9 protein-coding genes and 5 pseudogenes are annotated in these 12983 nt (G+C 72.1%); 7 read left to right on the forward strand and 7 right to left on the reverse strand.

The genetic code is table 11. The features are described from left to right. The 4 genes from BJF83_RS23070 to BJF83_RS23085 form a co-directional block, all read right to left on the reverse strand. The gene (locus BJF83_RS23070) at window positions 1-798 is read right to left on the reverse strand and encodes a tyrosine-protein phosphatase (RefSeq protein ID WP_075928022.1); all 798 of its coding nucleotides are present in this window, start codon (window positions 796-798) and stop codon (window positions 1-3) included. A gap of 50 nt (window positions 799-848) precedes the next feature. Continuing rightward, window positions 849-1589, reverse strand: a complete 741-nt coding sequence (locus BJF83_RS23075) for a nucleotidyltransferase family protein (protein ID WP_075928023.1) — start codon at window positions 1587-1589, stop codon at window positions 849-851. Between the two features lie 47 nt (window positions 1590-1636). Continuing rightward, the gene (locus BJF83_RS23080; protein ID WP_075927961.1) at window positions 1637-4090 is read right to left on the reverse strand and encodes an AAA family ATPase; all 2454 of its coding nucleotides are present in this window, start codon (window positions 4088-4090) and stop codon (window positions 1637-1639) included. Window positions 4091-4313: 223 nt separating this feature from the next. Further along, window positions 4314-5027, reverse strand: coding sequence for a ribonuclease HII (locus BJF83_RS23085; RefSeq protein ID WP_075927962.1), 714 nt, complete (start codon window positions 5025-5027; stop codon window positions 4314-4316). A 172-nt stretch (window positions 5028-5199) separates the two neighbouring features. Here BJF83_RS23085 and BJF83_RS31340 point away from each other — a divergent pair. From BJF83_RS31340 to BJF83_RS23105, 6 genes and pseudogenes are all read left to right on the forward strand, one after another. Continuing rightward, window positions 5200-5514 (forward strand): annotated as a pseudogene (locus BJF83_RS31340) (transposase domain-containing protein); the annotation flags it as partial. 19 nt (window positions 5515-5533) lie between these two features. Beyond that, window positions 5534-6274, forward strand: a pseudogene (locus BJF83_RS29925) (IS4 family transposase); the annotation flags it as partial. A gap of 16 nt (window positions 6275-6290) precedes the next feature. After that, window positions 6291-6554, forward strand: a complete 264-nt coding sequence (locus tag BJF83_RS29930; RefSeq protein ID WP_262391795.1) for a hypothetical protein — start codon at window positions 6291-6293, stop codon at window positions 6552-6554. A 159-nt stretch (window positions 6555-6713) separates the two neighbouring features. Next, window positions 6714-7288, forward strand: a pseudogene (locus BJF83_RS23095) (DoxX family protein). A 70-nt stretch (window positions 7289-7358) separates the two neighbouring features. After that, window positions 7359-8018 (forward strand): hypothetical protein, encoded by a 660-nt coding sequence (locus BJF83_RS23100; RefSeq protein WP_075927963.1) that lies wholly within the window; start codon window positions 7359-7361, stop codon window positions 8016-8018. 165 nt (window positions 8019-8183) lie between these two features. Then, the gene (locus BJF83_RS23105) at window positions 8184-8375 is read left to right on the forward strand and encodes a hypothetical protein (RefSeq protein WP_075927964.1); all 192 of its coding nucleotides are present in this window, start codon (window positions 8184-8186) and stop codon (window positions 8373-8375) included. Window positions 8376-8489: 114 nt separating this feature from the next. Here BJF83_RS23105 and BJF83_RS23110 read toward each other — a convergent pair. Further along, window positions 8490-9940, reverse strand: a pseudogene (locus BJF83_RS23110) (SPFH domain-containing protein). After that, window positions 9937-11747: pseudogene (locus BJF83_RS23115) on the reverse strand (SPFH domain-containing protein). Before BJF83_RS23115 ends, BJF83_RS23110 begins: the two co-directional pseudogenes overlap by 4 nt. Window positions 11748-12060: 313 nt before the next feature. Between BJF83_RS23115 and BJF83_RS23120 the strand changes: the two are divergent. Continuing rightward, window positions 12061-12366, forward strand: a complete 306-nt coding sequence (locus BJF83_RS23120; protein ID WP_075927965.1) for a hypothetical protein — start codon at window positions 12061-12063, stop codon at window positions 12364-12366. Window positions 12367-12424: 58 nt separating this feature from the next. Here the strand turns inward: BJF83_RS23120 and BJF83_RS23125 are convergent, their stop codons facing one another. Next, window positions 12425-12859: a CBS domain-containing protein gene (locus BJF83_RS23125; protein WP_075927966.1), complete on the reverse strand. Its 435-nt coding sequence runs from the start codon at window positions 12857-12859 to the stop codon at window positions 12425-12427. Window positions 12860-12983: the final 124 nt, after the last annotated feature.

Here is a 12983-nt window from a genome sequence, read left to right on the forward strand (position 1 = left end):
TCAGCACAGCATCCGCTCCCGCAGGCGCTCGACGGTGTCGGCGGACACCTTGAGCCCCTCGGCTACGTATTCGTCGAAGGACCCGTACACCTCGTCGATCTGGGTCAGCGCGGTTTCCAGGTACTCCGGGCGGACACGCGTCATGGGAACCAGGTCCGCCCAGTCGAGCCCGCTGTTCGCCGACAGGCGGCGCATCCACCGGTCGGTGCTCTCCTGGCGCCCGTTGCTCACCAGGTAGTCGGCGACGACCGTCGCGTGGTCCACTCCCAGCAGGCGCAGCAGCAGAGCGGCGCCCCATCCGGTGCGGTCCTTGCCCGCGCTGCAGTGGAAGACCAGGGCCGTGGGCCCATCGGCGGCGCGCTCGACCAGGTCGCGGTACCCGTCCAGGGCCGTCTCGTCGGTGACCAGTTCCCGGTAGACGGCGTGCATGAAGCGCTCGGCCGCGCCGTCGCCGAACATGGCGCGGGCGGACTCGGGGTCGGCGAGCACGTCGGCGAAGTTGGCCCCGACCGCGTCGGGGTCCTGGACGGCCACGGCGGCGTACTCGGCCCCGTCCGGGGTGATGTCGGGCAGGCGTTCGCGCTCGTGGGCCGTGCGCAGGTCGATCAGCTGGCGGATGCCCAGGCCGTGGTAGACGGGCAGGTCCTCGTCGGCCACCGAGTGCAGGGCGTCGGAGCGGAAGAGGACCCCGGTGCGGACGGTGTGTCCCGAGGTGGTGCGGTGTCCGCCGAGGTCGCGGAAGTTGGGGGCGCTGGGGAGGAGGAATCCGTCTCTTGTCACGCTCGTGACGATACCCATGCGCCCCAGCACCGGATCAGCGGGCATCGGGCGAACCGGGGACGATCGGCCTAACGTTCCCGCTCGGCCTCGCGTGTGGCGGCGATCGCCTCGCCCGCCTCCTTGACGTCCTTGGCGGTGTCCACCCCGCGCCAGAAACCGTCGATGCGGTAGGCGGTCAGGCGGCCCTCCTTGGCCAGCCCCGGGAAGGTGGAGGACTCGTGGTCGCCCTTGGCGGGCAGCAGGGGGGTGATCCCGGGTTCGAACAGGTACACGCCCGCGTTGATCCACACCGGCAGCAGCGGGCTCTGGGTGAAGCCCTCGATCCGGTCCCGGTCGTCGACGTCGACGATGCCCCACGTGGTGCGGAACTGGGCCAGGGCCAGCGTGGCCAAGCCGCCGCGCTCGCGGTGGTGGGCGGTCATCTCGTCCAGCGGGAACCAGGTGAGCACGTCCCCGTTGAGCGCGAGGTAGGGCGCGTCCGGGTCGCGCAGACCGGTGGCGGCGTAGCGCAGGGCGCCGCCTCGGCCGAGCGGTTCGTCCTCCACCAGGAGGGAGATCCGCGGACCCCCGGCGCGGGCCGACAGGTGGTCGCCCAGCACCTCGGCCTTGTAGCCGCAGGAGACGACGACCTGCTCGACGCCGTACGAGGCGAGCCACTCCAGCTGGTAGTCGATGATCGGCCGTCCGGCCACCTCGACCATGGCCTTGGGGCGGGTGTCCGTGTAGGGCCGCAGCCGTGTGGCCTGGCCGCCGGCGAGGATGAGCGCCTGGGTGACGGGGGGCGCGGAAGGTGAGGGTGTCGCGGTCATGGGTCGGACCATAGCAGTCACGAGAGCGGCCCCCGGGGCCGCTCCCCTCAGGCCTGCTGCGTCGCGTCCGCGTAGGCCAACCGGACGTCCGCGCTGGTGACCACGGTGAGCTGCGCCGCGGTCGCGGCCTCGCCGACCTCCTGGGAGACGCGCAGGTCGCGGTGGGAGCACGCCCTCTCGAACAGCGAGCGGGCGAAACGCCCGTTGCCGAGTTCGTCGATCCAGCCCGTCGCGCACACGTGCGCGAAGATGCTGCGCAGGTCCTCTCGGGCCGTGGCGTCGAAGGCGTCGCCGGTGCGCGCGGCCACGGCCTCGGCGATCGCGGTCAGCTCGTCGGCGGTGTAGGAGGGGAAGCGCACACGCACGTTGAACCGGGAAGAGAGCCCGGAGTTCGAGGCGAGGAAGCGCTCCATCTCGTCGGGGTACCCGGCCAGCACCACGACGAGCCGTTCCCGGTCGTCCTCGGCGCGCTTGAGCAGGGTCTGCACCGCCTCGGTCCCGAACGCGTCCCCGCCGCTGTACCCGGGGTTGACCAGAGCGTAGGCCTCGTCGACGAACAGCACCCCGCCCAGGGCGCGGTCGACCAGCCGGTTGGTCCGGATCGCGGTGGCGCCCAGGTGCTCGCCGACCAGGTCGGCGCGCTGGGCCTCGACCACCTCGGCCCGCCCGAGCAGCCCCAGCGCGGAGAAGACCCGACCGAGCACGCGCGCGACCGTGGTCTTGCCGGTGCCGGGCGGCCCGGTGAAGACGAAGTGCCGCATCGGCGCCTGGTTGGGCAGCCCCTGCTCCTCGCGGAGCTTGGCGACGCGCAGTTGGGCGACGATCGAGCGCACCTGCTCCTTGACCGGCTCCAGTCCGATCATGGCGTCCAGTTCCGCCATCGCCTCCTCGATGCCGGGCGCCTCGCCGAACCCGGGCAGGTGCGAGGTGAGCTCGGCGTAGGCGTTATCCACGTCGGCCCCGCGGACCGTGATGAGATCCTCGGCTCCGGGACGCGGCGCCGGTCCCCCGTCCCGGACGCCCGACGTCACCACGCGCACGTCGCGCGCCTGGGCGGCCTTCTCCACGACCGAGCGGGCGAAGCGGCCGTTGCCGAGTTCGTCCACCGCCTCGATCCGGACCGCCTGGTCGAATCCGCGCCGCAGCGCCGTGGCCGCGCCCGGGTCGAGGCTGTCGCCGCGCTGGGCCAGGAGGGTCTCGGCGATGCGGAAGAGCTCGTCGGCGGTGTAGCTGGGAAAGGTGATGCGGGTGGCGAAGCGCGAGGCCAGCCCGGGGTTGGAGGCCAGGAAGGAGTCCATCTCCTGTTCGTAGCCGGCCAGCACGATCACGAGCCGTTCCCGGTCGTCCTCGGCACGCTTGAGCAGGGTCTGCACCGCCTCGTTGCCGAACCGGTCGGGTTGGCCGTCGCCCTCGTTGACCAGGGAGTAGGCCTCGTCGATGAAGAGCACCCCGCCCAGGGCGCGGTCGATCAGCTCGTTGGTCCGGATCGCGGTGGCGCCCAGGTACTCCCCCACCAGGTCGGCGCGCTGGGCCTCGACGACGTGGGCGCTGGGCAGCAGGCCGAAGGAGTGGAAGATGGTGGCCAGGGTGCGGGCGACGCTGGTCTTCCCGGTGCCGGGAGGCCCGGAGAAGACCAGGTGCCGCAGGGGGCGTTCGACCGGGAACCCGGCGTCGGCGCGCAGGCGGGCGGCCTCTATCGAAGCTGCCAGCCCCCGGACCTGCTGCTTGACCGGGTCGAGTCCGATCATCGCTTCGAGTTCGGCCAGGGCCTGGTCGACGGGGACGGGGTCGGCGTCGTCGGAGGTGGCGCTCCGGCCGCGTGTCGGGCGCGGGGCGTGGTCGGCGCTACCGCGCACGGGTTCGGGGCGGACTCTGGCGGCGCGGTCGGCGCCCGAGGGAGGGCGGGAGGCGGAGGTCGAGGTGGCGCGGGCGTCGGCGCCCTCCCTGATGATCTGGCGGGAGGCGGTCAGCCGCCACACCAGGCAGGCGCCCGCCGCGGCGTAGAGCAACGCGACGCCCCACGCCGCGGACAGGGCCGGGACCACCATTCCGGCCAGGGCGAGGGAGTATCCGGAGACCAGCCCCGCGGTCAGGGCCAGCGCGCAGGTGTGCCACACCGGGAACTCGCGGACCCGGCCCGCGGCGAGGGCGACCAGTGGGGGGACCGGCAGGAGGAGGAGCGTGACGGGCTCTCCGGCGAGCGGGATCTGGAAGAGCGGAAAGGTCACCGCCAGCCACACGACGCACACCGTCACCGTGACGAACGCGTCCAGCGAGCGCATGAGCGCGGCAAAGAGCAGAAGGAGCGCGAGGGTGGCGGCGAGCGCGCCCACGACGGGCAGGCCCGCCACCAGAGCGACGACGGCGACGACCGTGACCAGGACCAGCGCGGCCACGAGCCGTCTGGCGAGGGGGACACGGCGGTACCGGGCTCGTAGACGGGTGAGCCCGGACGCGCGTCCCGGTTCCGCGGCTGCGGTGGAGTGCGTCTCGCGCGTCATCCATACCCTTCCTGCCAGGGGGTGCGTGGGAGGTCGGCTCTCCTGACCGTGACGGCCGGGCCGGGTGGTGTCGGGGGGACCGACGTGTACGGCATGGCTACGGCACCAGCCTTGCCCGAAGTGGTGTGGATGTCCAGTGCGGGGCGGCGTGTCGCGGCCCGTGGGTCCCGCGGAACCGGGCGCGGCCACGTTCCGCTTCGCGGAGGCGCGGGACCGCGGGCGGTCAGAGCAGGGTCAGCTGTTCGTCCTCGTCGGCGGTGGCGGGCGCCGCACGCCGCCTGCGCAGGTGCTTCCAGCGGGGCAGGGCGTCGAGGTAGGACCAGCTCAGCCGGTGGTACGGAGTGGGTCCGGACTCGGCGAGGGTCGCGCGGTGCGCGGGTGAGGGGTACCCGGAGGCGCGGTCGAATCCGTAGCCGGGGTGGTCCGCGTCGAGCGTGGCCATGAACGCGTCCCGGCGCACCTTGGCCAGGACCGCCGCGGCGGCCACGCTCACGCACGTCAGGTCGCCCTTGACCTGGGTGCGTACCCGCCAGGGGCGGCCGATGAAGTCGTGTCGGCCGTCGAGGATGACCGCGTCGGGGGGCCTCGTCAAGCCGTCGAGGGCGCGTCGGGCGGCGCGACGCAGCGCCTCGGTCATGCCCACTTCGTCGATCTCGGCGGCCTCGGACCAGCCGAAGGCGTGCTCGGCGACCCAGGGCTCCAGCCGCGCGGCGAGCTCCCGGCGACGCTTGGGGGTGAGGCGCTTGGAGTCGGTGAGCCCGGCGGGCGGATCGCCCACGCCGGGCACGGCGGCGCAGACCAGGAGCGGACCGGCCCACGCGCCGCGTCCGACCTCGTCCATCCCGGCCACGACGCGGGCGCCGTGGCCGCGGAGTTCGTCCTCCACCTCGAACGTGGGTGCGGCGGGCGGGCTGGCGCCCGTGGATGTCGTGCTCACGCCTCCACCCTAGGGTCAATGCCGGTGAGTTAGGGCTGGGACGGTCCTGTCAAACCAGCCGCCGAGCCCCCTGCACACGCGAACGGAGACCCAGTAGAACGGGAGTTCTTCGACAAACCATCCGTTCGAACCCACTGGATCTCCGTTGCCCTCCCAGTCTGCCACCCCTGCCATGGCCACCGCCACCACGGCCACCCACCACGCCGCGACCACCGCCGCAGGCGTGTTCGCCCCCGGCCACCTGGGCGAACTCACCCAGACCCTGCCCTTCGAGATGATCGACGAGGCCTTGGCCGATACCGGCCGCACCCAACAACGCCTACGCCGGCTGCCCTCACGCGTCGTGGTCTACCTGCTCCTGGCCGGGGCCCTGTTCGCCGACCAGGGATACCAGCAGGTCTGGGCCCGCCTGACCGCGGCCCTGGACCGCCCGGGAACCGCACCGTCCTCCTCCGCGCTGGCCCACGCTCGCAGGCGCATCGGAGCCGCCCCCCTTCAAAGCACTCTTCGAACTGGTGGCGGGCCCACCACCCGCACCCGCACGCTGGAAGGGCCTGCTGGTGTGCGCGATGGACGGCACCACCCTGTGGACCCCCGACAGCCCGGCCAACCTGGCCCACTACGGCCGCCACGCCCAATCCGGGTACCCGATGCTGCGGCTGGTCGCCGTGGTGGCCTGCGGCACCCGCACCGTGCTGGGCGCCGTCTTCGGGCCCTCCAGCACCGGCGAGACCACCTACGCGCCACGGCTGCTGGACTGCCTGAGAACGGGCATGGTGCTGCTGGGCGACCGCAACTTCGCCGTGGCCGACCTGGTCGGCCGGATCACCGCCACCGGCGCAGCATTGTTGGTGCGCTGCAGGAACCAGCGGCGCCTGCCCGTGCTGGAGCGGCTCGGGGACGGGTCGTGGACCTCCCGCTTGGGCGGGGTGGTGGTACGGGTGGTCGACGCCCACGTGATCGTGGACCTGCAGGGCGGCGGCCGCCGCAGCGAGCACTACCGGCTCATCACCACACTGGTTGACCACCGCCGGTACCCGGCCGCCGACCTGGTGGCCCTGTACCACCAGCGGTGGGAGGTCGAGACCGCCTACCGGGAGCTGAAGTCCACGATCCTGGACGGGCGGGTGCTGCGGGCCCGTGCCCCGTGGGGTGTGGACCAGGAGGTGTACGCGCTGCTGACCGCCTACCAGGCGTTGCGGTTGGCGATGGCCGAGGCCACCGCCACCGCCGGCCATCGACGATGACCGGGCCGGTTTCACGGTGGCGCTGCACGCCGCACGCGACCAGGTCGTGCGGGCCGCAGGGGTGGTGGCTACCGGGGCCGTGGACCTGGTGGGGCGGATCGGCCGCGCGGTGCTGGCCGATCCGCTGCCCCCGCGTCGGGTGCGTGTGTGTCCGCGTGTGGTCAAACGCGCGATCTCCAAGCATCGGGCCAAAGGGAGCGTGGACCGCACCAACTACCAGGCGAAGATCAGCATCTGTGTGCTGCACGATCCCGGGTTGACAAACGATCCAGCACCCTAACTCACCGGCATTGACCCTAGGGTGCCGCGCGGGTGGTGCGGTCCGGCGCCGGGAAACGCGCCATGTGGCGACTCACCGAGCGTGACAACAAGTCACGAGCGGATACTTTCGGTAGTTTCCGCTTGTCAGCACCACCACGATCGGACCACAGGGGTGCACATGCGGGCCGCCAGGAGTCGACCCCGGATCTCTCGGGGACGCCTGTACGACGTCGCCTCCGCGCTCACCCGCGTCGGCGTCGGGTGGATGTTCGTCGAACACGGCCTGGGCATGCGGGGACGGACCGACCCGGTGTCCGTGCGGCTGCCGACCCGGGCTCCGCGGTGGCGGGCGTCCTGAGCCCGGCCCTGCCCGCGCTGCTGGTGGCGCTGTCGGTCGCCTTCGCCGTGGGACTGCTCACGTGGTTGACCGGCCCCCTGCTCGCCGGTGCGGCGATCCTGGCCGCGTTCGCCATCGGCGGCGGGGGTCCGCCGGACCTGACACCGTTGGGGTCCTGGCCCACGACGGCGCTGGTCACAGCGGTGTGCGTGCTCATGGCCGTCCGTGGCGGGAGGTGGTCCTGGGACTATCTGGTGCTCTCCTCGGGCCCCGTCGTCCAGCGCCCGGGGACGGTGCGCGCGGCCGAGCCCGCGACGGCGAGTGCGCCCGCCTTTTCTCGCCGTCTCCCCGAACACGCTCCGCCACTGCTCTATCCTGTCGGTGAGGCCGCGTTCCGACGGCCGTCTCGACTGTGACGCGGCCGACCCGCCCCTTTCGGCGTGCCTGCCGGTCCGTCGCACCCGCGGAATCCACGGAGGGGAACGTATGTCGGCCGCAGGTACCGGTTCGGACCCCCACGGGTCCGTGGCCAAGCTGATCGAGATCGCCGAACAGCCCACGCTCGGCCAGCGGCTCATCAGCTGGGCCTCGCGCCCGCCCGGGCGGCTCTACATCCCCGCCTGCGGCGCCGTCGCGCTCGTCCTGGTCTTCGAGGACAGCGTTCCCGCCGGGCACCTGCCCACCTTCGCGGTCGGGCTGGTCTGCGGCCTGCTGCTGGCCGCGATGGGCGCGCTGCGGCTGGGCATCGCCCTCGCCGTCGCCCGGCCGATGATCCGGCACTACTGGCTGCGGTGGATCTCCGCACCGCTGATCGCCGCCGCCGCGCTGGGCGTGTCCGGCGCCGACATCCCGCTCCAGTTGCGGGTGACCGCGTCGGCCGACCAGTTGCTGGCGCTGCGCGGCGAGGTCGAGGACGGGCAGACGGTCGCACGGGACGGGTCCTGGACCGGGACCTACCCGGTGACGGAGGTATCGGTCTCCGGAGACATCACGCACTACACGGTCCAGGGCGCCGGTGTCCTGGTGCCCTCCGCCGGGCTGGCGCACAGCCCCGAGGGCATCCCCGTGGGCGTGTTCGTCCCCGGCCAGGGGTCCCGGATCTACGAGCACGTGTCCGGAGACTGGTACGCGTGGGTGAACCACTGACCTCGCGGGAGGCGTCACGGACCTGCCGTGGGGCTTTCCGGCCGCTCTGCCCCCGCTGAGGTGCTCCAACCCCGCTCTCACCTTCGGTCGGTAGACAGGTGTGGCCCCCTGGGAAGGGTCCCCGACCTCTCCCCCGCCGCAGCACCGACGCCGAGGAGTCGCCCCATGCGCGAGTTCGCCCTGACCCTCCACCTGCGGATCCACGACGCGATCACGGCGCTGCGCCGGGCGCACGCCACCGGCGACGACGATCTGGCCAGCTCCCTGGCGGGCGAGGTCGAGGACCTCGTCGAGATCGCCGTCCGCAACGGCATCGACATCGCCGCCGCGTACGCCTCCCTGTCCGTCACGGGTTGAGCCGAAGTGCCGGCGTCCCCGGGGGACGTGCACACGAACGGGGCCCGCGACCACCCCCTTGGACTCTGGGGCTTGGGTTCTAGTGGTGGTCGCGGGCCCCGTCTGTTCCGGGGGTCAGCGGCGGCCGTGCCCCTCGCCGTGCTCGAACTGCTGGCGCATCGCGGCGTCCTGCTGGCGCTGGTACTCCTGCGCCATCCGCTGCTGGCGCTCGGCTGCGGTGGCGATCGCGCCCTGGGCGGACTCCGCCATCTCCTGGGCGCCCGCGGACGCCACGGCGGAGGCCGCACGGGAGGCCGGCGCCGCACCGTTGAGCACCTGCGGCAGCAGCTGCGCGGTGAGCAGCGTGGCCAGTGCCGAGGAGTCGCCCGAGCCCGCCTCGGTCTGCACGACGACCGGCCGCGGCGCCCGCTCGGCCAGCGCGGCGCCCACGTCCAGGCGGCGGCGCGCCAGCTCGTACTCCAGCACCGCCCGGTTGTCCCGGTAGGCGGTGGACAGGCGCCGTTGCGCCTTCGCCTCGTTCTCCGCGGCGACCAGGTCGGCGCGGCCGCGGGTCTCGATCTCGTACCGCACCCGCTGCGCCTCGGTCTCCTGCTCCTCCAGCATCTGTGCGACGTCCTTGCGCGCCTTGTTCAGGGCGGCGTTGACCTCGACGATCTTCGCGTCGCGCGTCTTCTTCGAGCGCTCGATGTCCATGAGCAGGGTGTCGATGCGGCGCTTGCGCGTCAGCTCCCACTCCTGTTCGTAGGCGACGAGCTCCTTGGCGACCCGCTCCCGCGTGGCCAGGTGCTGCTGGTACTGGTTGGGCAGCTGCACGTCGGGGATGTTGCAGCCGGTGATGCGCACGCCGTACTTCTCCAGCTGGGAGTTGAGCAGGCGGCGCATGTCCTCGACGTTGGAACCGCGCAGGTCGTAGGCGGACTCGGTGTTGACCAGGCGGCTGCGCTGGCGGATCGCGTCCTGCACGGCGCTGGAGAGCACCAGGTCGAAGTTGCCGGCGCCGATGATCGTCACGAACCGAATCGGGTCGATGATCTGGAACTGAGGAAGAACTCGATCGACTTCAGCGGCACGTTCTCACGGGTCGGGCAGGCCAGGACCGGGGCCGTGTAGGGGATCTCCGTGCGGGTGTCCACCACGAAGTCCACACGTGACCAGGGGTGCCACAGGTAGTGGCGGCCAGGTCCGACCGCCCGGACGATCGCGCCGTAGCGGGTGAGGATCCCGTGGGTGCCCTCCTCGATCTCGATGATCGAGCCGCGCCACCACCACAGACCCGCGCCGAGGATGCTGAGCAGCCCGACGAGCATCGTGGGGACCGCCAGCAGGGTGTAGCCGACCGCGCTGTCGCCGATGACGGCGCTGACCGCCATCATCAGGGCCGAGCACAGGGAGAAGAGGCCGAACCAGACCAGCACGGTCCAGCGCAGGCCGCGGGTGTCGCGGGGGATGACGACGGGGACGAGGGCGCCCTGGTCGCCGCCCCGCAGCAGACCGGCCAGGTCGCCCCAGGAGGCGAGCGACTCCTTGATGCTGGAACCGCCGCCGGTGTTCACGGGCTGGCTCATCGAGCGAAACCTCCCTGGTTCGGGTCGCGGTCCTCAGGGCCGTGCTGCGACCACGGGGGCGGGGGCGGCGTCTGAGGTTGCTGGTACCGCGGGTCGACGGTAACGGAAGGGTCGGCCGGAGCGGGCCGGGCGGCGAGGGGCGCGGCCGGCCCGTCTGCTTCGTCGGGCTCCTGCGAGGTCTCGGCGAGGCGCACGTCGATCGCCTCCTCCGAGACCGACTGGCGGATCTCCTCGACCAGGTCCTGGCCGGGGTCCTCGTCCTGGGGCCGGCGGCGCGCCTCGCCGACGTCCCCCACGAGGGAACTGATCTCCTGTTCGCGCTCGGCGATCCGGGCGGAGATCTCGCCCAGTCGGGCGCGGATGGCCGCCATGTCCGCCTCGGAGAACAGGGCGGTGTCGGTCTGGCCGATGATCTCCTGGGCGATGCGCAGGTAGTCGACGGAGGCGGTGTCGCCCGAACCGATCCGCAGGACCTGCGGCAGGCTGTCGGCGACCGCCTCAAGCTTGTCCAGAAGGTTCTCGCGGAAGCGGTAGTTGAGGATCTCGGGAGCCTCGGCGGCACTGACCGCGCGGATGTCCAGGGCCTGGGCCTGGAGCAGGGCCGCGTTGGCGTTGGCCTCGGACTCGGCCTCCACGAAGCGCTGGCGGGCCAGGGCGCGCGCCCGGTTGGTCTCCCGTTCCAGAGCCGTGTCCATCTGCGCCTGGTACTGGGCGATGTCCGCCTGGATCGCTGACAGGGTCTCCTGGAGGGTCGCCAGCTCCTTGTTCAGGTCACCCTCGTTCTGCTCCTTGCGCAGCTGGAGTTCGTACTCGAAGGTGTAGGCGTCCTTGGCGACGCGGACCATCTCCGGAGCCGCCAGATCCATCCGGTACTCCTGGCTGGAGGGCTCGGCGTGGGTGATGTTGGCGTTGGTCAGGACCACGATCCCGCCGAACTGCTTGTTCAGCTGGTCGAGCAGGGCGTGCGTGCTCTCGCCGACCATGTCGTAGATCGCCGAGGCCTCCTGCTCGTAGATGAGGCTGCGGGTGGTCTCGCTGATCGCGTTGTTGAGCTTCTCCTGAAAGCCCTGCACTCCGCCCAGCGTGTAGACGAAGCTGGTCGCGTCCTCGATGCGGAACTGGACGAACAGGTCGACCGAAGCCTGGACCCCGCTCTTGGTGGGAGCCGAGCGGATGGGGGCGTGAAGGGGTACTCGCGCGTGGTGTTGACGATGTAGGAGACGCGCTTCCAGGGGTTGAGCAGGGTGACGCGCCCGGGCTTGAAGTTGTCCTCGCGCTTGCCGAAGCGCGTGACGATCGCCTCGCAGCCCTCGGGCACCATCACCATGCCCTGGCGCCACCACATGAAGGCCGCGACGGCCGCGGTGATGATCCAGTAGTGGATGCCGAAGAGGGGGTTGAGCAGGGGGTTGCCCCCGGCCAGCGACCACGGGATGAGGACGGTGAGGGAGCCGAGGAGTCCGAGGACCACGAGCAGGATCGCGGGAAGCATGGTGAGGAACGTGCGGCCGCGCGGGATCACCATGGGGCAGATGACGTGCACGGCGCCGCCCCGGCCGCGCTCGGTGTGGCTGCGGTTGAGCGCCTCGCCCGCGTTGTTGAGCGAGGTGGTCTTCTGCTCGATCCGGGTGCCGACGGACTCGCCCTGCTCGCGGGCGGCGATGAAGTCACGCGGGTCCAGTCCGCCTCCCCCCTCGGACTGGGCCTGATCCGAGACCTGTTGGACGGCGCTGGCCATCGCCTGGCGCGGATCGCCTCCCTGAGCGATGGCGTCGGCGGCGCCGCGCACTGTCTGCGCGAACGACATAGGCGTGGACTCCTTGCTGGCGGAGATGGGGAACTATCGGGTTCGACGCGGCGTACACCCGCCCGGTTCCAGGTGGGAGCGACGCGAGGGCGGGCGCAACGGTATCGGATGGGGACAACGGTGGCACGGCTTCGATCCGAAACCCATGGGTCGTGCCCTGAGCGTGACCAGCCCTGTCACGGCGGACGGATCGGTCGCTGTTCCCCTCGCGGCGTCTCCGTGTGCGTGCCGGTTGGCAGCCGCGCGGGGACGGGGGCTAACGTCGTTCGAGGGACGGGCCGAAAAGCGGCCGCGACGAGGAGGAGCGCCCCCGATGACCGCAGTACCGAGTGCCGTGCTGACCACCGCCGGGCTGATCGGCGGCTACGCGACCGCCCGCGCCACCGGAAACCGCCCGCTGGGAGGAGTGGTGCTGGCGGCCTTCGGCGCGGCGGCGTTCGAGTCGTGGCGTCGGCGTTCGGGGCTGGGCACCGCGATCGCGCTCACCGGGGTGTACGTGGGGGCGTTCGGCCTGGCGCACCCGCTGGCCGGGAAGGTCGGCTCATGGCCCGCCGTGCTGGGGGTGACCGCGGCGACCGCGGCGGTGGCCGTCGCGGTGGGAGACCGGGGCGGGGAGTAGCCCGCCCGGGCGCATCCGCTGCGTCGCGCCCGCATCCGACCGTGCTTCCGGCGCCTGGTCAGGCGCGGCGACCCTGGATGTAGGCCTCCAGCGCGGCGCGGTCGTCCTCCAGCACGCTCAGACGGCTCTTGACGACGTCGCCGATGCTGACGATGCCCACCAGCCTGCCCCCGGACAGGACGGGGACGTGCCGGAACCGCCGCAGCGTCATCGCCTCGCTGACGTCCTCGACGGTGTCCTCGGTGGAGCAGGTGAACACGTCCCTGGTCATGATGGCCGAGACGGGGTCGGAGAGGAGTTCGGGGCCGCTGCGTTGGAGGGCCCGGACGACGTCGCGCTCGGAGACGATGCCGACGACGCGGTCGTCCTCGGCGACGACGACGGCGCCGATGTCCTGGCGGGCGAGTTCGGTGAGGAGTAGCGCGATGGTCGCGTCGGGGGCGACCCTGACCACCTCCGGCCCCTTGGACCGGAGGATCGCGGCGATCAGCATGGGGACCACCTTCCGCTGAAGGGCGCTCGGTCCCGAAGAGCTACCCGTTCCGCGGGTCGGCCAACCACAGGTCTGGACCATCCGCGTGCTCTCCGTACACAGCGCACCCCGGGGAGCCACGCGG

This window comes from Nocardiopsis sp. CNR-923 (genome assembly GCF_001942255.1).
Lineage (GTDB): Bacteria > Actinomycetota > Actinomycetes > Streptosporangiales > Streptosporangiaceae > Nocardiopsis.